This window comes from Rhodococcus sp. IC4_135, assembly GCF_011602025.1.
Classification (GTDB): domain Bacteria; phylum Actinomycetota; class Actinomycetes; order Mycobacteriales; family Mycobacteriaceae; genus Rhodococcus_F; species Rhodococcus_F baikonurensis.
On the sequence record NZ_JAAOLG010000003.1, the window covers coordinates 226,655 to 250,705 of the forward strand.

At 61.0% G+C, this 24,051-nt stretch carries 26 protein-coding genes; 16 read left to right on the top strand and 10 right to left on the bottom strand.

Features of this window, described 5'->3' with window-relative positions; genetic code table 11:
• The first annotated feature begins 68 nt into the window (after window positions 1–68).
• The 4 genes from G8767_RS09115 to G8767_RS09130 are packed head-to-tail and all read left to right on the top strand — an operon-like array spanning window position 69 to window position 2,044.
• Window positions 69–503, top strand: a complete 435-nt coding sequence (locus tag G8767_RS09115) for a hypothetical protein (RefSeq protein WP_166809931.1) — start codon at window positions 69–71, stop codon at window positions 501–503.
• Window positions 500–763: a hypothetical protein gene (locus tag G8767_RS09120; RefSeq protein ID WP_124567178.1), complete on the top strand. Its 264-nt coding sequence runs from the start codon at window positions 500–502 to the stop codon at window positions 761–763. Before G8767_RS09115 ends, G8767_RS09120 begins: the two co-directional genes overlap by 4 nt.
• The gene (locus G8767_RS09125) at window positions 751–1,395 is read left to right on the top strand and encodes a TetR/AcrR family transcriptional regulator (protein WP_166809932.1); all 645 of its coding nucleotides are present in this window, start codon (window positions 751–753) and stop codon (window positions 1,393–1,395) included. Before G8767_RS09120 ends, G8767_RS09125 begins: the two co-directional genes overlap by 13 nt.
• Window positions 1,396–1,405: 10 nt before the next feature.
• Complete coding sequence (locus G8767_RS09130; RefSeq protein WP_166809933.1) at window positions 1,406–2,044, top strand: DUF5701 family protein; 639 nt, start codon at window positions 1,406–1,408, stop codon at window positions 2,042–2,044.
• On the opposite strand, the gene G8767_RS09135 is transcribed toward G8767_RS09130, so the two are convergent.
• Entirely contained in the window at window positions 2,041–3,474 is a 1,434-nt protein-coding gene (locus tag G8767_RS09135; RefSeq protein WP_095972381.1) for an amidase, read from the bottom strand. The two genes, G8767_RS09130 and G8767_RS09135, sit on opposite strands and share 4 nt — an antisense overlap.
• 68 nt (window positions 3,475–3,542) lie before the next feature.
• Here G8767_RS09135 and G8767_RS09140 point away from each other — a divergent pair, with 68 nt between their 5' ends.
• From G8767_RS09140 to G8767_RS09150, 3 genes are read left to right on the top strand one after another with little or no spacing between them, the layout of a single operon-like run.
• Entirely contained in the window at window positions 3,543–4,175 is a 633-nt protein-coding gene (locus G8767_RS09140) for a TetR/AcrR family transcriptional regulator C-terminal domain-containing protein (RefSeq protein ID WP_206029128.1), read from the top strand.
• Complete coding sequence (locus G8767_RS09145) at window positions 4,172–5,026, top strand: alpha/beta hydrolase (RefSeq protein WP_166809934.1); 855 nt, start codon at window positions 4,172–4,174, stop codon at window positions 5,024–5,026. The genes G8767_RS09140 and G8767_RS09145 overlap by 4 nt, the downstream gene beginning before the upstream one ends.
• Window positions 5,027–5,084: 58 nt before the next feature.
• A complete protein-coding gene (locus G8767_RS09150; RefSeq protein WP_166809935.1) occupies window positions 5,085–6,380 on the top strand; it encodes an HNH endonuclease signature motif containing protein in 1,296 nt (431 codons plus the stop codon).
• Window positions 6,381–6,456: 76 nt separating this feature from the next.
• Here G8767_RS09150 and G8767_RS09155 read toward each other — a convergent pair whose 3' ends face one another.
• The 4 genes from G8767_RS09155 to G8767_RS09170 all read right to left on the bottom strand — a co-directional run bounded on the left by G8767_RS09155 (window position 6,457) and on the right by G8767_RS09170 (window position 9,795).
• On the bottom strand, window positions 6,457–7,155 hold the full coding sequence (locus G8767_RS09155) for a type 1 glutamine amidotransferase domain-containing protein (RefSeq protein WP_095971771.1): 699 nt from the start codon (window positions 7,153–7,155) through the stop codon (window positions 6,457–6,459).
• A gap of 139 nt (window positions 7,156–7,294) precedes the next feature.
• On the bottom strand, window positions 7,295–8,728 hold the full coding sequence (locus G8767_RS09160; protein ID WP_206029129.1) for a lipase family protein: 1,434 nt from the start codon (window positions 8,726–8,728) through the stop codon (window positions 7,295–7,297).
• A gap of 145 nt (window positions 8,729–8,873) precedes the next feature.
• On the bottom strand, window positions 8,874–9,566 hold the full coding sequence (locus G8767_RS09165; protein ID WP_095971769.1) for a TetR/AcrR family transcriptional regulator: 693 nt from the start codon (window positions 9,564–9,566) through the stop codon (window positions 8,874–8,876).
• Window positions 9,567–9,624: 58 nt separating this feature from the next.
• Complete coding sequence (locus tag G8767_RS09170; RefSeq protein WP_166809936.1) at window positions 9,625–9,795, bottom strand: hypothetical protein; 171 nt, start codon at window positions 9,793–9,795, stop codon at window positions 9,625–9,627.
• A gap of 154 nt (window positions 9,796–9,949) precedes the next feature.
• Here G8767_RS09170 and G8767_RS09175 point away from each other — a divergent pair, with 154 nt between their 5' ends.
• Window positions 9,950–10,363, top strand: coding sequence for a hypothetical protein (locus G8767_RS09175; protein ID WP_166809937.1), 414 nt, complete (start codon window positions 9,950–9,952; stop codon window positions 10,361–10,363).
• A gap of 4 nt (window positions 10,364–10,367) precedes the next feature.
• Here the strand turns inward: G8767_RS09175 and G8767_RS09180 are convergent, their stop codons facing one another.
• The 3 genes from G8767_RS09180 to G8767_RS09190 form a co-directional block, all read right to left on the bottom strand.
• Entirely contained in the window at window positions 10,368–11,645 is a 1,278-nt protein-coding gene (locus tag G8767_RS09180) for an RNA polymerase sigma factor (protein ID WP_166809938.1), read from the bottom strand.
• A 3-nt stretch (window positions 11,646–11,648) separates the two neighbouring features.
• The gene (locus tag G8767_RS09185; protein WP_007735729.1) at window positions 11,649–12,077 is read right to left on the bottom strand and encodes a YciI family protein; all 429 of its coding nucleotides are present in this window, start codon (window positions 12,075–12,077) and stop codon (window positions 11,649–11,651) included.
• 161 nt (window positions 12,078–12,238) lie between these two features.
• A complete protein-coding gene (locus tag G8767_RS09190) occupies window positions 12,239–12,832 on the bottom strand; it encodes a hypothetical protein (RefSeq protein ID WP_124567188.1) in 594 nt (197 codons plus the stop codon).
• A 92-nt stretch (window positions 12,833–12,924) separates the two neighbouring features.
• Here G8767_RS09190 and G8767_RS09195 point away from each other — a divergent pair, with 92 nt between their 5' ends.
• Both G8767_RS09195 and G8767_RS09200 read left to right on the top strand, forming a co-directional pair.
• Window positions 12,925–13,896, top strand: coding sequence for an alpha/beta hydrolase (locus G8767_RS09195; RefSeq protein WP_166809939.1), 972 nt, complete (start codon window positions 12,925–12,927; stop codon window positions 13,894–13,896).
• Between the two features lie 9 nt (window positions 13,897–13,905).
• Window positions 13,906–14,985 carry a PucR family transcriptional regulator gene (locus G8767_RS09200; protein WP_240952060.1) on the top strand — a complete coding sequence of 360 codons (1,080 nt, stop codon included), beginning with the start codon at window positions 13,906–13,908 and terminating at the stop codon, window positions 14,983–14,985.
• Between the two features lie 22 nt (window positions 14,986–15,007).
• Here G8767_RS09200 and G8767_RS09205 read toward each other — a convergent pair whose 3' ends face one another.
• Complete coding sequence (locus G8767_RS09205; protein WP_166809940.1) at window positions 15,008–15,907, bottom strand: LysR family transcriptional regulator; 900 nt, start codon at window positions 15,905–15,907, stop codon at window positions 15,008–15,010.
• 142 nt (window positions 15,908–16,049) lie between these two features.
• On the opposite strand from G8767_RS09205, the gene G8767_RS09210 reads away from it, so the two are divergent.
• From G8767_RS09210 to G8767_RS09230, 5 genes are all read left to right on the top strand, one after another.
• Entirely contained in the window at window positions 16,050–17,462 is a 1,413-nt protein-coding gene (locus tag G8767_RS09210) for an FAD-binding oxidoreductase (protein WP_166809941.1), read from the top strand.
• Window positions 17,463–17,475: 13 nt separating this feature from the next.
• A complete protein-coding gene (locus G8767_RS09215; protein ID WP_124567192.1) occupies window positions 17,476–18,117 on the top strand; it encodes a histidine phosphatase family protein in 642 nt (213 codons plus the stop codon).
• Window positions 18,117–19,316, top strand: coding sequence for a winged helix DNA-binding domain-containing protein (locus G8767_RS09220; protein ID WP_124567193.1), 1,200 nt, complete (start codon window positions 18,117–18,119; stop codon window positions 19,314–19,316). Before G8767_RS09215 ends, G8767_RS09220 begins: the two co-directional genes overlap by 1 nt.
• Before the next feature lie 135 nt (window positions 19,317–19,451).
• Window positions 19,452–20,927, top strand: a complete 1,476-nt coding sequence (locus tag G8767_RS09225) for an aldehyde dehydrogenase family protein (RefSeq protein ID WP_124567194.1) — start codon at window positions 19,452–19,454, stop codon at window positions 20,925–20,927.
• A complete protein-coding gene (locus tag G8767_RS09230; protein ID WP_124567195.1) occupies window positions 20,924–21,661 on the top strand; it encodes an SDR family NAD(P)-dependent oxidoreductase in 738 nt (245 codons plus the stop codon). Before G8767_RS09225 ends, G8767_RS09230 begins: the two co-directional genes overlap by 4 nt.
• 73 nt (window positions 21,662–21,734) lie before the next feature.
• Here G8767_RS09230 and G8767_RS09235 read toward each other — a convergent pair whose 3' ends face one another.
• Entirely contained in the window at window positions 21,735–22,385 is a 651-nt protein-coding gene (locus G8767_RS09235) for a TetR/AcrR family transcriptional regulator (RefSeq protein ID WP_166809942.1), read from the bottom strand.
• Window positions 22,386–22,689: 304 nt separating this feature from the next.
• Here G8767_RS09235 and G8767_RS09240 point away from each other — a divergent pair, with 304 nt between their 5' ends.
• Window positions 22,690–24,039 carry a lipase family protein gene (locus G8767_RS09240; protein WP_124567197.1) on the top strand — a complete coding sequence of 450 codons (1,350 nt, stop codon included), beginning with the start codon at window positions 22,690–22,692 and terminating at the stop codon, window positions 24,037–24,039.
• The last annotated feature ends 12 nt before the right edge of the window (window positions 24,040–24,051 follow it).

A 24,051-nucleotide genomic window follows, 5' to 3' on the forward strand; every position in this document is an offset into this window, starting at 1 on the left:
GGAAGGAAACCCACTTTTCATGCGCTGATACTTTATGACGACACCTCGTCATAAAAAGGAGAAGGCCCGTGACAACACCGACGTCCGCAGCATGGGGATCCTCAGAGGAGCCTCTGACCTTGGCGCGGAAAGCCGGTCTTCACGGGCTGCGATGGATGGCCTGGCTGGCCGGCGCGACTGGCCTCGCACAATTGGTGTCGACCGGGCTGAACTTCACCGACACCGTCCGCGGAGTCGCGCCGGCCACCTACCCGACGGTGGACGTGGTGTGCAGTGTCGTGGCGCTCGTTCTTCTGGTCAGCCTGCTTGTCGGCCGACCCAACGGCCCCGCGATGTTGTCGGGTCTCGCCCTCCTCATGGCCATGCTGATGGCGCCGACTCTCCACAAACATGCACCCGAGTCGCTCTGGCTGGCGGCGGCACACGCCGTCGCGGTCGTCGGCGTCATCATGCTGTCGGTGATGACTTCGCGGTTCTCCAGTGCCGAGTTGGATCGGCCGTGACACCGGATTCACCCCTCGCGCTTGCGGCCGAAGAATGGATCACTGATCTGACTGCCGCGGAGATGGAGCGATTGCGCAAACGCACGACCCTCACCGCCGCCGAAGAGCAAGAGGTCTGTCGATCCGTGCGCTCGATCGCGCAGCAGATGATGCTCGTACCCGTCTCGATGTGGCAGGGTGATCCACGCCTTGTTGCGGATCTGTTCGACCTCCCCGTGACCGTGAATCAGACACAGGAGGAACGACCATGCCGAAGCTGACCGGTGGCGCGACAACTGCGGAGCACAAGATTGCTACCCGAGAAGCCATGTTGGACGCGTTCATTCACGAACTTCACGAGCAGGGCTGGCAGAACGTGAAGCTGCAGACCGTGGCTCAGGCAGCCGGCGTCTCGCGGACAGCGGTGTACAACTACTTCCCCGACAAATCTGCATTACTGCTTGCGTGGTCCACCCGCGAGATGGATAGATTCCTGCTCCTGGCCGAGCGTGAACTCGCGGATCGCGAGAATCCTGTCGACCGAATCGAGATCCTCGTCAAACTGACACTCGTCGAGTTCTCACTGCAGCGATTCACGGGAATCGCTTTGGCCGAATTGTTGTCAGCGCAGGATCGCGAAAACTTCCTCGAACATATTGTCCCCCTGTCTGATCTGGTCGAACAACTCGTCCAGGAAGGTATCGACGCTGGCACTTTTGTCGATTCGGACGCCGGCGCTACGGCGCAACTCATCCTCGCCTGCGTGGAGAGCCGACGGCCGATGCTCATGGCCGGTGACCGAGTGGACAGCGTCGTGGCAACCACCGTCCCGTTCATCATGCGCGCGTTGGGCGTCACGTGGCCGACTTCCCTCACCGCCGATCCCACCGATCGGCCTGCTCACGATCGGTAGGATCGCAGGTATGCACTTCGACCTCCCGCCCATCGATCAGCAGGCCGAGCGATTGATCGAACTCGGGGTACACGAGATGGCCGGACTTTCTGCGGGCGACGTCAGGGCAGCCGCCGCAGCCGGACAGGCCGATGTGGGACTGCTTACCGTGCACGAAAGACTCGCTCCAGCTTCTGTTTTGGCTTCACTGCTCGAACACAAGAACAAGCGGGGCTTCATCGTCGTCGACATGGCCGACGTCGATCTGTTCGCTCCTACCGAGCCGGCCGCGTTACCTGACACCGCGATGTATCTGCTCGGTGAAGTCGACCGCGGGGATCACCTGGCCAATTGGAGCCCGGACGAAGCACTGCCTGCAATCGTCGAGGCGGACCGGACGCCGCTGACACTCACCGAAGGCATCCACTGGTTGCTGCAGCGCCCCGACGTCCTCGAACGCGGAAAGTGCTTCATGACCATCGGCTCCCGATTGCGCAAGCCCGATGGATCTTTCGACACCAGGACTCCCGCCGTGTGGATCAGCAACGGAACCGGTCGCGACGGCAAAGACAACCGCAACGCCCCGAAGGTCGGGTGGTGCTGGTGGGGCAACCGCCACACGTGGTTGGGGTTCGCATCGGCGAGCGACCGGGTACCGCTCCCGAACTAGAGCACGGTTGCGCGGTCGAATCGGTACCGATCCTTCCACGGCATCTCGGCCTCGAGCATTGCAGCAGCAGAGAGCAATTCCGCGTCGCAACCCCACTTCGCCGAAATCATCACACCGAGCGGAACGCCGTCTTCCGTCCAACCGAGTGGCAGACTGATCGACGGGAAACCGGTTGCATTGGCGACGACGGTGTTTCCGGTGAATGCAACCATGTCGATCAATTCGGTCGCGGGATCTTCGTCGTTGCGCAACTCCCCGATCGCGAGCGGAGGCTTCGTCACCGTCGGGGTGACTACAAGGTCGGCGTCGGCGTAGTCGAGGCTCCATCGCCGCGCCCAGGCTTGAACAATTCCGATTGCCGCGGCCAGATCGCCCGACGGCACCCCGCTTGCTTGAACTCGCAAGTGCTGCACTATCGGACGGAGAAGGTGCTCGTACTCCTCCGGGATCGGCTTGGTGCCGGCCAAGGACGAGAACATCTTGACGAACGCATCGACGAAAACATCATCGCGGGCTTGAGGTCGCTCGAACACGTTGTGCCCCAAGCTCTCCAAAACACTGCCGACCTTCGATACAGCGTCCGAGAGTTGCGGATCCACGACTCCGCCGGAGACCGATCCATGCGCTAGAGCGACAGTCAAGGGCCGAGCGCGCACTCCCCCAGCCTGTACGACGAACTCTTCGAACGACTTCGGCCGCGCCGGGTGGATAGTTCCGGCGCCAGGTCGCGTCGCCAGAACGTCCAGCAGCGCAGCGGTATCGCGAACCGTCCGGGCGATCGGCCCTTTGCTCGCAAATCCGAAGTTGTCATGCCCCGCCACGCCCATCGTGATCAAACCGCGGCTCGGCTTGAGGCCAACCACTCCGCACGTACTCGCCGGAGAACGCAACGACCCCGCCGTGTCGCTTCCCTGCGCAAACGGAACCAGACCAGCTCCGACGGCGGCTGCGGCGCCACCACTGCTGCCGGCAGCACTTCGTGTGCGATCGAACGGACTGCGGGCAGGCGGAGCAACTTCCGGCTCGGTGTAACAGGCTGCCCCGAACTCGGGCACCGTCGTCTTACCGATGTCGATCAGTCCACCTTCTCGGATCGCCTCGACGATCTCGTCGTCAGCGTCCGGCACGAAGTCGCGAAAGAGCGCCGATCCGAAGGTCGTGCGAATGCCGCGAGTAGCGTCAAGGTCTTTGATTGCCGTCGGAACGCCGAACAGGCGCGGAAGGGGCCCGGCGTCCCGCTCGTCCAACCTGCGCTGTGCTTGTTCGGCGAGGGCGACTGCGTGCTCCCCGGCGATCGTCGTGAAAGCACCGACGTCGTCGGAAGTGGTCGCACGGTCGACGAAGTACCTGGTGACTTCGGGAATCGAGACCTGCTTGGCGGCGATCACACCGGCAAGTTCGACGGCGGACAGTTGGTGGAGATCAGTCATCGGGCAGCGCTCCTTGTAGGTCAATAGACACTTGTAATTTCGATACGCGTATCGCTATTGTTGTCAGCATGGTATCCGAATCCGCCAGCTCTGCAAGGGCCGGTCGACCAAAAGCATTGAGTCACAGACAGATTCTCGATGCCGCGGCAGAGATCGCCGATACGGACGGCCTGGATGCGGTGTCATTTCGAGTGCTCGCCGAACGACTCGGCATATCGCCGATGTCCGTCCACCGCACAACCGGTGGCATCGACGCCTTGAGGCGAGATCTGATCTCGACTCTCGTAGGCGAAGCCGTCTCGTCAATCGACTGGCCGACCGACTGGCGCGGGGTTGCCCGCACGTTCGCCTACGGCCTCCACGATCTCCTGATGCGCCATCCCCTGGTCTTGGAAGCCCATCGGCAGGCATCACTGGAAGCACCCGGGGCCGACGATACTGCCCACCGAGTAGTGAACGCCCTTTCCTTGGTCGGCCTCGAGGACGAACAGGCCACGTACGCGTACGGCGCGCTACACGATTTCGTCACCGGACACGTCGCAATTCAATTGGGACGCGGCGCTTTCGACAGTGCACCGGCCGATCGACGCGAGGCATCGGTGTTCGCGCTTCATCACGATCCCACCCGAAGGTTCGAGTTCGGAGTCGCCCTCATCTTGGACGGTGTGGCGTCGATCGCGCAGCAAGGAAACACACCATGACGAGCAGCGTGACCACAACCGAAATTCGCGACGCCTCGGGGCGTCGTATCGCATTCTGTGAGTACGGCGATCCGACTGGCCACCCGGTAGTCGTGGCCCACGGATCACCTGGCAGCCGATACGAGGGGCTCTCACTCCACAACGCGGCTGCGACGGCAGGCATACGGCTGATAGTCCCTGATCGACCCGGCTTCGGACGCACGGATCCTTACACGGACAAGGGATTTCATTCCTGGGACGACGACTACGTCACCCTGATCGATCACCTCGAGGTGGACTCGGCCACACTGATGGGTTTCTCCGGAGGCGGCGGTTACGCGCTCGCAGTCGCTGCAGCCGTTCCCGAACGAGTCTCGAAACTGGTGCTGGCGTGCGCCATGATCCCCGGGGCGCCGCGAGATACTTTGCGACGCAGAATAAAACTGGTATCCGCGCTGTATTTTGCCGCCAACTGGGCTCCCCGCATGGCCGGCGCAATGCTCGCGGGAACCGGAGTGTTCTCCAAGCTACGCAGCGACTCCGTCTCGATCTGGCCGGCCGCCGATCAAGCCGTCATGACCGACGAGTCGCATCGTCCCGCTCTCCAATTGGATTCATCCGAAGGGATCGCGCAGGGCGGGTCAGCTGCGGTTGTCGACTTGGCTCGGTATCGCCACGAGATGCCAGGATTGTTTCAATCCATCTCGGTACCAACGGTTTTCCTACACGGAACCGAAGACGGAAACGTACCCATCGAAGTAGCCCGCTGGGCACACTCTTTGATCTCCCACTCACGCTTCGAAGAAGTCAGCGGGGGCGGTCATCTGTTCGTAGTCGCGGACCCCACCCTACTGATTCGCGCCCTCAGATAATTCCCCTTGACTCGAACGCGTGTTCGAGTATGCTTTGGGTAGGGGATCGGGGGATTCAATGAGTGTCTATCTGTCGGACGTGGTGTCGGGTTCTGCGGTGGGGTTACGCGGACGTCTGTGGCAGTTGACGGCTGCTGAGTTACGTGCTGCTGCGGTGTCGGCGAGCGCGGAGATTCTGCGTCTCGAGGCTGTGCGGGTGGCGGTGGTCGACGAGTTGTCGTTGCGCCCGGATGATCAGGTGATCGCCAGCCGCGGCGCGGGTTCCTGGTTGGCGGCGAACACAATGCTGCAGGTTCGGGACGGGAAGAAGATCGCCGCTCTCGGTGCGGCGTTGCGGCCGTTTCCGGCAGTGGCAGCCCGGTTCGATTGCGGGGATTGTTCGTTCGATCATGCTGTTTTGATCGTGGCGTTTTGTGAGTCGCCGCCGAAGGGAATGCCGGACGAAGCGCTACCGAAGTGCATCGACTTGTTGTTGGCTGCCGCGTCCGGTGTGGAGGCCACGACCACGAAGGTGCGGAACGTCATCGCGACGTTGGAGCGAATCTTCGAATCCGATGAGATTCCGCCCGCCGAAGATATCGACCGCAACGAACTCCGGATCGCCTCGACGTTGAATGGTCGGGTGGTGGTGCGTGGGGATTTCGATGCCCTCACCGGCGAAATGTTGTTGTCCGCCCTGTCGAATCTGACGATGCCCACCCCGGCACCGGATGGGACGCCGGATGCTCGTTCGGCGGCGAAGCGGACTGCGGACGGGTTCACCGAACTGATCCGCCGCTACCTGGACTGCGCCAACACCGGAATGGATGGTGGGCAACGGCCGCACGTGAACGTACACATCAACGCCCGGGATCTAGCCGAGCACCGGGACTGCGCCACGACACCCACCGATGGTGGGTCTGTGTCGGATCTCGATGTAGGGCACATGCCCTGGCTGGGACCACTCTCGGTATCGCAGACCAGGCTTCTCGGGTGCGACTGCTTCCTCTCGACCGTCTTGCTCGATGATCACGGGGCGCCGTTGGATGTGAAACCCGGGAAACGGTTGGTCACCGCCGAACAGAGAGTGGCATTGATCGCGAGAGACAAAGGCTGCGCGTTCCCCGGATGCACATGCGTGCCGGCATGGACGGATGCGCACCATATTCGGCACTGGGCCAACGGCGGCCCGACGGTGATGAACAACCTGGTCTTGCTGTGCCGTTCGCATCATCGGTTGATGCACCGCAAATCCGGGTTCGTCGGCAAATGGGAGATCCGGATCGGGGTCGACAACAAACCGTGGTTCATCCCGCCGCCCTCGATCGACCCGCAGCGGCACCCGCGGCCGGCGAACACCACCTTCACAACCTGAGAAGAGTTCGGGCACAACAGAACATAGCCGAGCACCGCATCGAAGAGATCCTCCGATGCGGTGCCAAAAGTCATGCTCAGCCCAAGTCGGCGACAATCCGCTCGGCGAGTGGCCTTGACGAAGCCGGATTCTGGCCGGTGTAGAGCTTGCGGTCCACCACGACATAAGGCGACCACGCCTCAGCCTTCGAAAATTTGCCGCCCAATTCGCGTAGTCGAGTTTCGAGCAGCCACGGAGCCTTGTCCGCCAGACCAGCCTGCGTCTCCTCTTCGTTGGTGAACGCGGTCAGCTGATAGCCGTCGAACAGCCAGCTTCCATCGGATCTCTGGGCCGGCAGGAGTGCCGCCGGCGCGTGACAGACCGCCGAGACCACCTTGTCCGCGTCCAAGAAGTTCACGAGAAGCTCACCGAAGGATGCCGACACCGCAAGATCCTCCATCGGTCCATGTCCACCCGGTACAAAGACCACGTCGTAATCGGCGGCATCGGCGTTCTCCAGAATCTCCGGCGAATCGAGCACCGGCTGCAGATCGGCGATGTACTTGCGCAAACGGTCGGCACCTTCTTGCCCGCCGTTCACCTCGGGCGCCAGGCTTCCCTCGTCCACAACGGGAGCTTTACCGCCAGGCGTCGCGATCACGATGTCGTAGCCGGCGTCGACGAAAACGCGATGCGCCTCGACCAGCTCTTCCGCCCAGTACCCGGTCGGGTGGGGTGTTCCGTCCTTCAGCGTCCAGTGATCTGCAGAAGTGACCGCAAACAACAGCTTTGTCATCGCGCAACCTTTCGTCGGTAACAGGAACCCAGTGGTGACAAGACACCATCGTCAAGGCCCGATCAATGAAACAACGTCCAGTCAGTGCAACACGCAGTCCTTGTGAGAATTCCTCACCACCGCAGAATCACGTCACCCACTAGGTCCCGATCGGCTTGCCGAACAGGCCTGCGACGAGTTCACCAACCGCATCCACCCAGACTGGCCAGGTCCTCTGATCAAGCGCCATAGATCCAGCGTCGAAGGTGCTGCATCCCTGTTGGGCAGGGACACCAGCGAACCGATCACGAAGCCACAGTAGAGCACTCGGCAATGCGACGACTTCCATGCTGACGTGCTCACTGAAGTGGTCTCTGGTGTAAACGACACTCGCAGAAGGATCTTGGCAATAGGTGTCGACAAGCTTGTTCACCGGGCCCACAGGCACCAACCAGTCGGGATTCGACTGATAGATGTACATCGGCACATCAGGAACCGACTTGCCCATGGCAGCTCGGGAGAGCGCGGCTCTCACCGTGGGGTGTTGGACGGGATCTCCCGGGACATCGAGGAAACCTTTGATGTTGAGGAAGGGCACTGCAGCCGACGTCCAGAGCATGCACAGGTTGTCCTTGGCAGCGAAAAGCGCTCGGCCGGCGGGGTTTATGTGCTGATCGATGAAGCCGGCAAGTTCCGAATCCTCTCGGCTCACTCCGATGACACCGGCAGCGACGATCCCGGCCCCTAGAGCGTTGTTGGCATTGTCGAGCAAAGCGCCGAGATCCGCGGCAACACCACCTTCGGCGACTCCGACGATGTTCAGTTCCGGCGCGTACGCCTGCCGTATTTCAGCTGCGTGACCGGTAGGAATCGATCCACCCGAGTATCCGAGCAGCCCTACGCGAGTTGACCGCCCTTGCAACTCCATGGGTTCGAAGTTCTCAGCGGCACGAATACCGTCGAGCGTGATCCGGGCCGCTACGGGGCCGGAGGCGAAGGAAGAATTGGGTCCCTGATGATCGGGGACCGACAATGCCCAGCCCTGCGCCAGCGCTGCCTGCACTTCGAGGAACTGAGTCCCACCGGTCGCAGCGCCCGTCACCAGCCACGGCAACGCGCCTTGCTGCATGACATACGAAGGTGCGCAGTAGCTTCCGAGTGAATCCTCTGCCATCTGAAAGGACAGCAGCGGACGCGGCCCTCCATCGCGCGTGTCGCCGCGTGGCTTGATCACTGTGGTTACAGCTGGAATCGCTTCACCTGCAGCATTATTGGATCGATACGAGATCTGCCACGCATCCACGTTGGCCGGAATCAGATTGAGAGTACCGAGATTCACCGCACGGGCGGCAATGATCTCACCCGGCTCCCTGGCTTCGACGACCCCGACAGGCGGTTCATAGAAGGCCTGGTCCAGTTCAGGCAATGGCGGTGCAACCGCAGGCGGCAGGGCAGGCTGGACCTGAACTTGGGTGGGAACACCTTCGTCCGGCGCCGCTGAGGCAGGTGCCGAAAGTCCGATCTGCCCGATTACTGCAATCACGGCAATAGCCAAGCCCCCGCGTTGTCGGTCAGTTGTCCAGCGTCGTCCCATACCAATTCCTCCCCGGAAAAGCACAGATTGCCTTGTGTTGCCGCAGTTCTCGTCACGAGCACACAAGTTAGATGCGAGTGTCTAACATAGTGAGGACGAGAGTAGAGCCTTGTGGGCTGGATTACAATCCCCTGGTGTTCGCGACCTATTCGCCGGCACGAAGGGGTGCGTCGTCAATCAACGCATTCAAGAGCACCGTCATCAGATCGACCAGTACCGACACAGGAGGACGAGGCTCCGTAGTGCTCCACTGATGCACCAGCGCGGTAAGCGCGCCGATGAAGGCGGTGGACGCCCATCGGTAACCACCCGGCGGTTCGTAATCGTCGCCCACAATCCCTTTGATGATCGATTCGAAAAACGTTGCCCAGACCGAACGTTGGTCCACGCGATGCTTTTCCACGCGAGGACTGACACCTACGACGTCGATGAAGGCAACGTGTGCGCGTCGTGGGTCACTTCCGACCGACTCGACGAAGGCGGCCATGGCCGTTGCCGCCTTGTCACGGAGATTGACCGAAGGCTCCGCATCGAGTGCGTCGACCATTGCAATTCTGGCGTCGAGTTGAATCTGGTCATACAGCGCGAGGAGTAGATCCTCGCGACTGCCGAACTCGTCGTAGAACTGCCTTCTGGCCAGACTCGCGGACGCACAAATGTCTGCCACCGAGCTTCCGGCATACCCCTTGTCTGCGAACACGCTGAGAGCAGCATTCAAGAAGAGGGAACGGCGTTCGGCCTTGCGAGCCGCGACCGACCTTCCGCCATAGTTTCTGTCCGTTTCAGCGATTGCCACGCCTGCCAGAGTATGCGGCATCGTGCCCCACACAAAACGCATCTGACCTGCTGCGTAGTTCCTTCACCACCACCACTGACGCACTGACACGGCAGCTCGATCAAGCCAATACGAATGCCACGGCAAAAAGAGTCCAGGCGGCCGCGAGAACCGTCGACGCAGCGGTAACGACCCCAGTCACCGCAGGTCGAGTACTGCGGTTGCGTGCCGCGATGATCCCGATCGTCATCAAGGTCAGCGCCATCAGGAATGACAAAACCACGATCTTCATCAGCAACCCCTTCGACGTCGGTCAACAGAACCGGAGACTATTTAGATAGTACACAAATAGATCGTGCATTAATCAAACTACGAATCCGTCAGGGAGTTCTTGACAAATTTCGAGAGGGCCTGTCAGGCTAGTCCTGACGAAAGGAGAACTTCTCATGGAAGACCTGATCGAACGCGCCCTGACTGCGAAGGTCGAGACCGCCGCGATCGCTACGGTCAACGCCGCTATCACCGAGGCCGGCACTCAGGCAGACAAGATTGTCGGAACGGACCCTTTACCTGGCAGCCCTGAGTGGGAGGCGGAACAGGACACCGATATCCCGGCGCAGCGTCAGATGGCGTGGCAGTTGGCCTGTTTCCGGATTCAGCTCGCAGCGGGTATCGATTCGACGGCAAGCGTCATGAGCCTGCGTAGATTCGGCGCAACGTGGACAACCATAGGCCGGGCGGCCGGAATGACTCGTCAGTCCGCGCATGAACGGTGGGGTCGACGCGTCGCGGACATGCTCGATCCTTATGGAGTAGGAATGCCGCCCATGGTTCCTGACGACGATCCGTCGCAGGCGTGACCACTCATCGCAGATCCGGGAGTAGTGCATCCGCCTTCGCGACCAGCACTGCACGCTCACGCTCGTTCCCGGCCAGCCGAGCGGCTTCGAGGAGTTCGGTCCTAGCCTCCTCGGATCGGCCGAGCTGACTGAGCAACTCGCCTCGAACGCTCGGAAGCAGGTGGTAACCGGCTAACTCACCTGAAGCGACAAGCTTGTCGACGAATTCGAGCGCCGGGGCCGGACCGTAGGCCATCGATACCGCCGCCGCATGATTGAGGTCGACCACAGGTGAGGGTGCCAGTTGCGCCAAAGCCTCGTAGAGGATGACGATCTTCTTCCAATCGGTGTCCTCGAAAGTTGCTGCTCGCGCGTGGCATTCGGCGATTGCGGCCTGCAAGCCGTACGGGCCGCGTCCACGCCCGACGGCGTCAGCCCGTTCCAGCGCCGCAAGTCCCCGTGAGATCTGTAGGCGGTCCCACCGAGTCCGGTCTTGGTCGGCCAGCAGAATGGGCTCACCCGTCGAGGTAGTCCTGGCACCGAATCGTGAAGCCGTCAGCTCCATCAACGCGACGAGGCCGTGCACCTCGGATTCCCCCGGCACCAGCTCGGCCAGTATCCGCGCGAGCCGCAGCGCTTCTGCACTCAGATCCGCACGCATCCACTCGTCCCCTGAACTGGCTGCATAGCCTTCGTTGAACACCAGGTACAGCACTCCGAGTACGGCGCCCAACCGTTTCGAAAACTCTTCTCGCCCTGGAACTTCGAATACCGCTTTCGAAGCAGTCAATGTCTTCTTCGCGCGCACGATTCGCTGCTGCACCGTCGCTGTCGGCGTCAGGAACGCTTTGGCGATCTCGTCCGTGGTCAACCCACCCACCACCCGAAGAGTCAAGGCTACCTGCGCTTTTCGATTCAACACGGGGTGGCAGGCGATGAACATCAGCCGAAGGACGTCGTCGTCGATGCGATCTGGATCCCAGCTGACGTCGTCGAAGTGCGAAGCGTCGTTTTCGAGTTCGCGCGCAAAGTGGGCGTAGCGCTCGTCCAACCTCTCACGTCGTCGCCACCCGTCAATTGCTTGTCGTGTCGCAACAGATGTCAGCCAGGCAGCGGGATTTCGCGGAACCCCGGTGGCAGGCCACTGCTCGACGGCTTCGAGCAGAGCCTGCGCGGCCAGGTCCTCGGCAAGATCGAGATCTCCGACGGTGCGAGTCAACGTGGCGACGATCTTCGCGGATTCGATTCGCCAAACCGCGTCGACAGCCTTTCTCGTTTCCTCTCGCACCGCCTCGTCGGTCATGGTTCAGCCTGCGACCGGGCGATCGGTACCGAGTTCTTCGCGCCAGCCGGCCTCTTTCTGGATGTACTCGTTGTCCTGATCGAAGTCCGACATCTCACTCACCCGACGCACTTCGAGCTTGCTTCCCGGCCCCAACGGGCAGCGCTTTGCCCACTCCAATGCTTCGTCCTTGGTCGAGGTCTGAATGATCCAGAATCCCGAGAACAACTCCTTCGTCTCCCCGTACGGGCCGTCGGAAACCAGCGGAGGATCGGATTCGAAGTCGACGATGAATCCCTCCTCCATGGCCAGTCCCTCACCGGCCAGCAAGACACCTGCCTTGATCAGGGACTCGTTGTACTGCCCCATCGCAGCGATGATCTCGTCGAAGTCCATGTCCTTGGATGCTTCGATGGCCTCGTCGGTGGAACGCATGATCAGCATGTACTTCATGGGAATCTCCTTCGTTTGTGGGCCGTTCCGTTCGGCCCCTCTGCCTACACGTCGAACGGCACACTCACCGATCGACAAACTTCCGAAACTAATTTTCCGAGGACATAACCGCCGGTCGAGATACGCTGCCCACGGTATCGGCAGACGAGCCGTCGGGCCGGTCAGAAGTCGAGAAATCCCGGCACAACTTCACGTGCGAGCCCAGTCGCGTCAGTGCTCCCGTAGAAATACGCCGACCCGTAACCGAATAGGTACTCCTCTACGAACTCGGGGTGGGACTCGTCGACTACCGGCCACCCCTCCTCATTGATCTGGAACAGGAACCTGTGTCCGTCCGCCTCGACGGCAGTGGCGTAGGACGGTTCGTTCTGGATGAGCACCGGTTGCGGAGCTATCCGCACCAACGGCATCACGTCGTCGTCCGGAGGAATCCTGATCAACGCCGCGCTGCCCAGGCCCTCGTGGGCGCCCGACGATTCCGCACTTCGCGATGACGGTGGGTGCAACACAGCCCGGACCCCGATGTTCGGGTATTCGAGGTCGTCGTCGCCGATGGTGAAACCTCGACGGATGAAAACCGAAAGCTCTCGCTCACCGAGCCACCGCGCCGTGTGTGCCCCGAGCGTCAAGAGATAATCATGCGTCTGCAAAATCGGCTGAGCAGCGAAAACCTGCGGCGGGCGTCCACCGATCCTGGCTCCAACTTCCGAATCGCTCGAACCCACCCCGAGATGTACTCTGTCCACCGGCGCCATCCTAGGGAGATCCGACGGGTGTCGGACAGAGACTCCCCAATTTCCTACAAACCACCGGTGCCGCGAGCCCATGCAAGCTCGATGATGGGTGCATGACAACATTTCCCACTATCGACCCCGAGCTCGCCGCAGCAATCTCCATGTTGCCGAATATCGACTTCACGGACGTCCTTAGCGCTCGGACCATGTTCGACGGGCTGATCCGCACCATGTTGGCCGACCGGTCGTTCGACGGAGTCGTGCTTCACGAACTATCCGCGCCTGGTCGAGGCAGCGATCCGGAGGTCCCGATTCGCTTCTTCACTCCGGATAACGCCGCCGGCCCTGCCCCTGTCCTTCTCTGGATCCACGGCGGCGGATTTGCAGTCGGCACAGCAGAATCCAGTGACCCTTTCTGCATCCAGGTGGCACGCGAACTCGGATTCGCAGTTGCCAGCGTGGAGTACCGCCTCGCTCCTGAGACGCCTTTCCCCGGCCCCCTCGACGACTGCTACGCCGCCCTCCTCTACATCCACTCCCACGCCGAGGAACTAGGTGTAGATCCCAACCGCATAGCAGTCGGAGGCCAGAGCGCGGGGGGCGGACTTGCCGCAGGCACGGCACTGAAAGCCCGCGACGAGGGCGTTGTACCCGTGGCATTCCAATTCCTCGAAGTCCCTGCTCTCGACGACCGCCTGGAAACGGTCTCGATGACGAACTTCGTCGACACACCAGGATGGACCCGCCCCAAGGCCATCCTGTCGTGGAACTACTACCTCGGCGAGTCGTATTCAGGCCCCGAAGATCCTGACGTTTCTATTTACGCTGCACCGTCCCGGGCCACCGACCTCACAGGTCTGCCGCCGACCTACCTCTCCGCCATGGAACTCGACCCGCTCCGCGACGAAGGAATCGAATACGCCCTTCGGCTGCTGCAAGCGGGAGTCAGCGTGGAATTGCACTCGTTCCCCGGAACCTTCCACGGGTCGGGATTTATCGCGACCGCAGCGGTCAGCGAAAGGGGTGCCGCCGAAGCCCTCACTGCGCTCCGGAAAGGGTTGCATTCGCTGTCACCGGTCTCGTAGCGTTGCAAGATGCAAGGACTGATGTACCGGCTTGCCGAGCTCGACGCAGACTCGGCAGGCCTGGTACGTGTGATCGACTACTTCGACTCCCTCGTACGTCACGGCGCCGACACGGCGTCCCTGCTGCGCGCAAGCGCACAGTTGGCGGATTGTGTTGCGGGTATCGAGATCGTGGAACACGGTCGCAGCAAGAAGAACTTGCGCCGTTGTGACCCGCGCGGCCGATGGTCACCCGAACCTCAGCTCCCACCGAGTATGGCCAGAGACATCGCTGTAGACGATGACGTTCTCGGGACGGTATGGATCGAGCGAGCCGGGACGAGCTTGCCGCTCGACGAAATGCTGGTGGACCGGATGGCCTTGACCGCCGCGATAATCCTGCAACCACGACGGTTACCTACCGTGGCCGAGCACAGTCGAAATTTGTTGTTCCCGATGGATGAGCTCGCGGTGCTCACCTCGTGTGCCGGTCTCGGTATCGAACCCCATACACCAGTCCGTGTAGTGGCAACCAAGGCAGTCTCAGACACAGCTGCCAGCAGTGCACGCCTTGTTATTTCGCAAGATTGCACACCTGGCAAAGCCGCTGGGATAGAAGCTGATGGCGAGTATCTGAATCTCGTGGCGGGTTCGTTCGCACCGACACCCGAGCTGTCCGAGGCAGCGCTCTCATCCTCCGTCCGCGCCGGAATATCCTTGGCCGCAGCCGCTTCCGAGGTGCATACCGTTGTCGCCACTGCACGATTCGCTCGCACACAGGCGTCAGCGACAACACCGATCGTGAACGCGGACGATCTCGGCGCCCTCAACCTCCTGGCACCGGGAGCGCGGATTGATCACTCTAAAATTCCGGATCTAGTTCTCGCCAAGGAGATCGGCAGTACCAAGCAGGGATTCGAACTGCTGGAAACCTTGAGGACGTATCTGCGATCCGGAACATTGAGGGCCGCAGCCGATGCCATGCATCTTCATCACAGCAGCGTCGCGCACCGATTGTCGAAGCTGTCCCAGCACGTCGGATTCCACGTCGACACCCTCGAGAACCGAGCACGCGCAACGGCCATGATGCTGGTCCTCGATAGCGGATAACGCCCACCCCGCATCTCATGCGCTACGCAGTCGTTGACGATCTTTCACGTTCAGCGAGCGCCACAAACGGCGCAAGCGCCGGATTCGGATTATCCGGGCGGTAGGTCACTGCAACGTCGAGAGTTGGTTGCTCACCGGCGATCTCACATAGATGTATCCCTGGGATCCGGAGCATCCGTGCCCTGCCCTGGGGGATCGGCGCAATACCCACCCCATCCGCGACGGCGTGGAGGACCTGCTCGTCGTCAGCTTCGAAGCGAACGATATCCGGAGTGCTGTTCGGCCAAAGTTGTTCGAGCGTATGGGAATACATTCCAGGTGCATTCTCCTCGGGCCAGAACACAACGGGGACGTCCATCAGATCTCCGAGTTCGAGTGTCGCTCGGCCCCCGAATGGATGGTCTACAGGAACCGCAACCAGTATCGGTTCCGAATCGAGGACAATCAGGGGAAGTTCGCGATCACCGTCATCGAGTGGCGGGCGCACAACCGCGATGTCTACCGCTCCGCTTCGGACGAGATCAACTGTCTGCGCTGAAGTGCCACGATGGACGACGACCTCCACGCCCGGGTACAGCTTTCGATAGGTGCTGACCAGATCCGCGACTGCGCCGCCTGCCCACGAGCGGGTGTACGCGATGCGCAGTTCCCCATCCACACCACGCGCGGCCAACCGAATTCGTTCGACCGCCCGGTCCGCACACCCGAGCAAAAAGCGCGCCTCTCGTACCGCTACCCGGCCGGCGTCGGTGAAGGTGAACTGTGGACCACGACGATCCACCAACGGCACCCCGAGTTCGCGCTCGAGCACCTTGATCTGCTGACTGAGCGCCGACTGCGCTACGTGGACGTTCGCTGCGGCGCGAGTGAAGCTGCCGTGATCCGACAGAGCGATCAGATAACGGGCGCGCTGCAGGTTCATACGGCGATTATAAGAAGAACAGATGGTCGTGTCACTACTTGGTCTTGGACACGGCATCACCTGAGGTCGGAGGATCGAGTTCACGGAAGTTCCACCGCTTGTCTTCCGAAGAATTGTCACCCGATCGATCACAAGGTTGCACATGAACCCCCGAACACTCACGGAACCACGCGAACCTGCAACAGATGCGAGGCTTCTCGATGCCCTCGCGGAGATCGTCGGCCAAGCGCACGTCCTCACCGATCCCGAACTGATCGAGGGCTACACACGCGACTGGACGGGACGTTGGATCGGCGACGCGATCACGGTCATTCGACCGGGCAACACTTCCGAAGTGTCTGCGGTGCTTCGAGCCTGTTTCGACGCGGGGGTTCCCGTCACACCTCAAGGCGGAAACACCGGACTGGTCGGGGGCGGAATCGCCTCGGCTGGGTCCGTGGTGCTGAGCACCAGACGTCTAGAGACGATCGAATCCGTCGATCCCATCGGCCGGACAATCGCAGCCGGCGCCGGCGTGACCGTTGCCCGCGCCGACCTTGCTGCCTCTGCACACGGACTTCGATTCGGAATCGACTTGGCATCAAAGGAATCGGCGACACTCGGCGGCATCGTCGCGACCAATGCCGGTGGAACACGCATGGTCCGATACGGAAATACACGGGCGCAGATCCTCGGCATCGAGGCAGTACTCGCCGACGGTTCCGTCCTGAGCAGGTGGACGCCACTCGTCAAAGACAACGTCGGCTACGACATTCCAGGGCTACTCGCCGGCAGCGAGGGAACTCTTGCCGTCATCACCAAGGTCTTGATGAAGCTGGTCACCCCCGCGACCGACACCCAGGTTGTGCTCGCCGGTGTGCGCGACGTCGATCAAGCGCTTCATTTGTGTAATCGCGTGCGTCAGAGCGGATTGACCGTCGAAGCCGCCGAGATCATGACTGACGACGGCATCTCCCTCGTTTGTGCACACACCGATGCACGTCGCCCGTTCGGCACCCCTTCACCGATGTACACACTGATCGAGGTTTCGTCGCCGCGCGAGACGGAAGAGTCGCTCCTGGAGGTTCTCTCCGACTCTGCCGATCTCATCGAGGACGCGACTGTAGAGCCTGGTCCGGCGCGGAAGCCGTGGACCCTGCGGGAAAGCCACACCGAAAGCATCAGCGCTTCGTCGACGACGCCGGTGGTCAAACTCGACATCTCCGTCCCCCTGTCCGTGATGGGAACGTTCATCGAAAGCCTCCGAGAGACGTTGGTCGATCGTTTCCCCCTCGTTCGACCAATCCTGTTCGGGCACTTCGCCGACGGAAACATTCATGTGAACCTTCTGGATGCGGAGCCGAGGGTCGCCCACGAACTGACCGATACGGTGTTCCGACTCGTCGCCGCCCACCATGGAAGCATCAGCGCCGAGCACGGGATTGGTCGCGCGAAGTCGCCGTGGATATCGCTGGGGCGCACTGAGGCCGATATCGCCGCAATGCAGTTGATCAAATCGTCCTGGGATCCACGTGGAATCCTCAATCCTGGAATACTGTTGCCGGAAAAGGTGTAAGCAAAGGGGACTCGTGCAGGATCTTTACGTCGTCACTCATCCTCATGCCGAACACACCGCGCAGGATGTGGTCGGGGGTTGGCACAATTCGGTTCTCACGCCTGCCGGCCGGCGTGATGCAGAAATGATCGCCGAAGAGATGAAGCGTCGACGCACAGGAGCTTCGCGCCCGATCTGCATCACCTCGTCCGACCTCGAACGATGCTCTGAGACATCCGCAATCATCGCCCGGACACTCGAAGTTCCGGCGACAACAGACTCTCGATTGCGCGAAATCAGCTTCGGAGAAGCAGAAGGGCGCCCGAACTCCTGGCTGGCCCAGCGGCAGGTCCCGGCTCCCGACGACAACCGCCTCGATCACCGTGGCCCCGTTGCCGGTGCCGAGACCCGCCGCGAAATCGCGTCGAGGGTCGGCGAATGCGTTCACGAATTGATGACCGACCTCGACCACGACCACATCGTCGTAACACACGGCTTTGCACACACATTCGTCATCTCCGCCTGGTTGCAGATCCCCGTCGAAGCCGCAGGGTTTGCAACCTTCGCGACCACGCCCGGTGCAATCACCCATCTCCGACACGACGACTACTGGCGCAACCGAACCCTCGCGCAACTAGCCGATACGTCGCACCTGGACTGTGGCACGATGTCCTGATGCGCCATGTCTCCGACGACGAACGCCGTGCACGCATGGGCATACGTCATGCGCTGGCTCCCGCATTCCTCGTCGATTCTCCCGAAGCTGCGACCAATGCCATGACGGTGCTTCACGCCACCGAGTCGGCGACGGTCTACCTGTCCTGCTGGGCGAGGGTTCGGTCGTTGGACGCCGCCGACGTCGACCGCGCCCTGTACGAGCAGCGAAGCCTCGTGAAGCAATTGGCAATGCGCCGCACACTCTTCACTTTTCCCCGAGACTTGCTGCCGGCCGCGTGGTCGAGTGCGTCCGCCCGGGTCGCCAACACCGAGCGTGCTCGAATGTCCAAGGACGTAGTCAAAGCCGGACTCGCCGTCGACGGCAACGACTGGCTCGATCGCGCACGCTCCGAGGTACTGTCACTGCTGGCCGATGCGCCTGAAGGGCTTTCAGCAGTCGACGTCCGTCAGGCGGTGCCGATGATCGATGTGAAGGTCGAGGGTTCGGCAGGTGAAATCTGGTCGGCACCCAGGGTTCTCACTCACCTCGGGGCCACCGCAGACATCATGCGCGGCACCAACACCGGACGCTTCCCCACCTCGCGCCCACTGTGGACTCTTACTCGGCACTGGCTCGACGACGCCCCCGTCGCTCTCGAATCCGTTGACGTCGAACCCGCAGACGGATACCGAGAAATAGTCCGACGCTGGCTCTACACCTTCGGGCCGGGGACGGAAGACGACATCGTCTGGTGGTTGGGCTCGACGAAGACGGTCGTCCGGGCTGCCCTCGCCGAACTCGATGCCGTTGCAGTCACACTCGACGGCGGTGGCACAGGCTGGTTGCTGCCGAACGACGTCGCGGAGGTAGGGGATCCCGGTCCTTGGGTGACGCTCCTGCCCGTGCTCGACCCGACGATCATGGGCTGGAAGGGCCGCGACTTCTATCTCGGACCGCACCGCAACCAACTCTTCGACACCCGCGGCAACGCCGGTACCAGCGCATGGGTCGACGGCCGCGTCGTGGGCTGCTGGATCCAGGACGAAGCCGGGGTCGTCCATCTGCGCCTCATCGAACCCGTGTCAGCGTCTGCGCGGCGCTCTCTGGAGGCCGAAGCGGCCCGACTCACCGAGTGGCTGGGCGGCGTCAAAATCGGTACCGGGTACGTCTCACAAGCAATGAAGCAGGCGGCCGGCGTTCTTGCCGCCAGGTCCTGAGAACACGAGCAGAACACTGCTCTAGCTGGCCTTTCTTCCAACCCTTTTCAGCTGCGGGTACTAACAATCATCGACAAGTGTACGAAACGTACAGTACACTTTTGAAGTCAATGATTGACCGACCTAGGAGGTCCCATGGAGGGTCAAGCAGTTCGTGAATACGGTGCGTTCATCAATGGAGCGTTCCAAGCCATGGGCACATCCACATTCGAGGCGCGTGACGCCGCTTCCGGCGCTCTACTCGCCACACTGTCTCGGTGCGGGCCCACGGAGATCGATGATGCGGTCGAAGCCGCCAGGCGGGCATTTCCGGCGTGGGCGAACCTGACCACAGAAGAACGATCCGCACAAATCTTGCAGTTTGCCATGCTCGTGGAGGATCGAGCCGAAGAACTTGCCCAACTCGAGTGCAGGGATACCGGGCGACATATCAGGGAGATGCGAGAGGACTATCGAGCCGCCATCTCGCACCTGCGATACTTCGCGTCAATCTCGTTGGCCCACCATGGCTTCGGCCGCGAGTTGGCATCGGGATACCTGGTCGCGAAGCGAGTGCCGTTGGGCGTCTGCGGACAGATCATTCCCTGGAACGATCCCGTGGTGATGACGGCGTTCAAGATTGCACCTGCTCTGGCTGCGGGAAACACCGTGGTACTCAAGCCTGATGAAAATGCCTGTGTTTCGATCATGGAGCTGGCGAGGATCGCCGCCGACGTGTTTCCCGCAGGCGTTTTCAATGTTGTCCCTGGTCTTGGCGGGGAGGCCGGCGCAGCCCTGATAGACCACCCGAAAGTCAGCAAACTCGCTTTCACGGGAAGCACCGAAGTCGGCCGACTCGTGGCACACGCCGCAGCCTCACGGCTGATCTCGACCACGCTCGAACTCGGTGGCAAGAGTCCCAGCATCGTGTTTCCTGATATCGAGGATGTAGACGCAGTGGTCGCCGATGCCACCGCGGGTGTCCTCATGTGCAACGGCCAATCCTGCTTGGCCGGAACACGTCTCTTCATCCACGAGGATATCTACGACACCTTCGTGGAAAAACTTGTCGCATCATTCCGCTCAATGCGAGTCGGGCCGCCACTGAACGAGGACACCGAACTGAGCGGATTGATCCACCAGGAACACGCCGAACGTGTGATCTCCATGATCGAATCAGGAATCGGCGAAGGCGCACAGCTAATTACAGGCGGGAATCTGATACAAGTGCCGGGATTCGAAGCCGGAAACTTCGTCGCGCCGACGATTCTCGAGGTGACCAACTCGATGCGAATCGCACAGGACGAAATATTCGGACCGGTCCTGTGCGTCCTCAGATGGAACGACTACGAGCATGTGATCGCAGAAGCAAATGACACCCCGTACGGTCTTGCTGCTGGGATCTATACCTCAAACCTGAAAAACGCGATGGAAACCGCGGATCGTCTTGACGCGGGCTGCGTCTGGATCAACCAGTACTTCAACCTGGGCGGCGGCGTTCCCTTCGGAGGATTCAAGGAAAGCGGGCTCGGGCGAGAGTTCTGCCTCGAGACTCTCAACGAATACACCCAACTCAAATCGATCACGGTGGTCACGTCGACTCCCCTCCCAAAGCAAGGATTCAAAAGTTGAACATCTCAGGAAATACCATCTTCATTGCGGGCGGAACGTCCGGCATCGGTCTCGAACTCGCACTGGCATTACAGAACGAGGGGAACAAGGTAATCGTCGGCGGACGGCGTTCCGCTCTGCTGCAGGAGATCTCGGACAAGAATCCTAAGATCAGCACCGTCGTCATCGATGTGGACGACCCGAATTCCATTCGGGAGGCATACGAATCCGTTACACACGACTACCCCGACCTGAACGTTCTCGTGACAATGTCAGGAATCATGTACCCGGAAGACTTGAAGAACCCGGACTTCCTCGACATCGCCGAGCGAACGGTTACGACGAACCTCCTCGGGACAATTCGCTTGGTCGGCCAGTTCATCCCGCATCTGTTGACGACGCCCAGCGCCACTATCGTCACTGTCTCATCCGCTGTCGGCTTCGTCCCGCTACCCATCACGCCCACGTACAACGCGACGAAGGCGGCTGTTCATCTCTTCACAGAGAGCATGCGCGTACAACTTGCCGATACCTCGATCCAGTGCATCGAACTCATCCCACCAGGAGTCCGTACCACGCTGATGGGCCAGGAGAACTCGGAATCTGCCCTACCCCTTGATGATTACGTCGCAGAAACCATTGCTCTGTTGAAGGCTGACAACAACGCCACAGAGATCGTGGTCGAGGCCGCCAAGCCGCTTCGTCATGCCGAGATGAACGGTGAGTACCAGAACGTCCTGAAGATGCTCAGCTGACGGTACCGAATTGACACACGTCGCAACGCTGGAGAGGGCGGATCACCCTCTCCAGCACAAGGGATCTCAACAGTCAATCCTCTTGGTCGCCACTCCGGAGCCCACGAACTGCGTGATCGATGATCGAGCGCACTGTGTTGTCGTCGATACTCGCGTGCCCGACCAACATCCGGTAGATCAACGGCCCGAAGAACAGATCGATCGCTTCCTCGGTGTCGATGTCTTCGCGGAAGTAGCCGGAATTCACACATCGCCGAATCAGTTCGGCGAAGCCTCTACGACGTTCGTCGAGAAAGAAAGTGCGGAAGTATGCCGCCGTCGTCGGATCGTTGGCACACGCACCGACAAGTTCGGCAAAGATCGAACCGAGTGGACCCCGGTAGAACTCTCCGATGTCACCCAGATAGTCGTTCAAATCAGCTTGCGCACTATCGGTCTCGGGAAACGTCAGATGCCGAGCCATGAGCACACCGAATGCTTCAGCAGCGATCGCCTGCCGCGACGGCCAGTGCCGATACAGAGTCACCTTGCTGACGCCCGACTGTTCGGAGATCGCATCGATGGTCGCAGCCTTCATGCCACCGGACTTCAAAAGAGATTCCGCCGACCGGAGGGCCTTCTCGTGGGCCACCTCACTACGTGTACCGCTCGGAGGAGTGAGCAAGCCCGTCTCTGCCTCACCCGGGCCGCGAGACACATCGCCATCGGGAGCGCGCTTACCCATGTCTACCCCTTCATCCTTCAATGCCGTGCAGCACAGAGCATTTCCCGGCACCAGACGCCCCTGAACGGCCATGGGGGACCCAAGGCAGCAGTTCGGCGCGATAGCTACTAGTCGTATCGTACACATCTCATCCTGGATTGAATCATCCAGGAATCGGTGGCGACCTCAATCCCATTGCATCCATATGTGATTCAAAGAAGCACGACAAACTCTCTCGTTTATTACTCAAAAGTAAGATAGCGTGTGTTCGTCATCACACCAGTTCGTCAAGCGTCGAGGGAAATACGACATCGAAGGGTCGATCGTGACATCAAGGATTCTCTTTCGTGGAGTGGTGGCGCTGACTGCCATTGCACTCACAGGCATCACAGCACCTACTGTCGCCGCGCAACCGTCGGCGGATTCTTTCTACCAGTACGACGGTTCTGCACCGCTGTCGACGTATCCGCCTGGGGCCGTTCTCAAAACGAGAACCTTGCCCTACCACGTCGTCAACATTCCTGCCCCATTGCTGGCCGTGCAGGTGTTGTACCGGTCGACCGACGCCCTCGGCCGACCGTCTGCGAATGTCACATCGATTCTCCGACCACCCAATGCCCAGCCGGACAAAGTTGTCTCGTTCCAGTCGGCTTACGATTCACTGAACCCGGAAGACGGTCCGTCACGAGCTGTCGCCGGGGACACCCTGATCGGCGGCCTGACCACCAGCGGACGCAATGTCGCCTTCGGCGGGACTCTCGCTTCCGGCGAAGCGGTCATGTTCGCTCCCCTACTGGCGCTGGGCTACACCGTCGTCATTCCCGACACCGAAGGGCCGAACGCAGACTTCGCTGCGGGACCCGAATACGGAATGATGACTCTCGACTCTCTTCGCGCCGCCCGGAATACTCCCGAGACAGGTATTGCCGACTCAGCCCAGATCGGCCTGATGGGATACTCGGGCGGAGCAATCGCCACCAACTGGGCGTCCATCCTCGCCCCGGACTACGCCCCGGACATCAACGAGGACCTGATCGGCGCCGCCCAGGGTGGACTGTTGGTCAACCCGGCAAACAACCTCCGGTACGCAAACGGAAGCATCGGTTGGGCAGGCGTTGTCGGGATGGCAGTCGTCGGACTTGCCCGTGCCTACGACATAGATTTCGATCCGTATCTCGGCGATCGGGGACGCGAACTCCTACCTCGCATCGAGGATGCCTCGATCGGTAACGTCATCCTGCAGTACCCGGGAGTGACCTGGCAGGACCTAGCCAAACCACAGTATGCGAACCCCAACTCGGTGCCCGAGTACGTCGACGTCGCCAACAAGATCAACATGGGCAACGCGCCGATACCCACCATCCCGATGTTCATCGCTCAAGCCGCAAACGGAGCCCTCGAGGGCACCCAGCCAGGTGGACCGGGCGTCGGCCCTGGCGACGGAGTCATGGTCGCCGGGGACGTCCGCTCGCTCGCCACTCGCTATTGCGACTCAGGTTTGTCCATCCAGTACGACCAGTACGACACCATCAGTCACGTTCCGGGTGGCGCGCTTTGGCTCCCCGGCGCCATCACCTGGCTCAACGACCGTTTCAACGGGAATCCTTCGCCGAACAACTGCTCGAACATCGCACCGGGCAATTCCCTGGTGCCGGAAGAACACGCCGCGGGTTGAAGAATCCAGCAG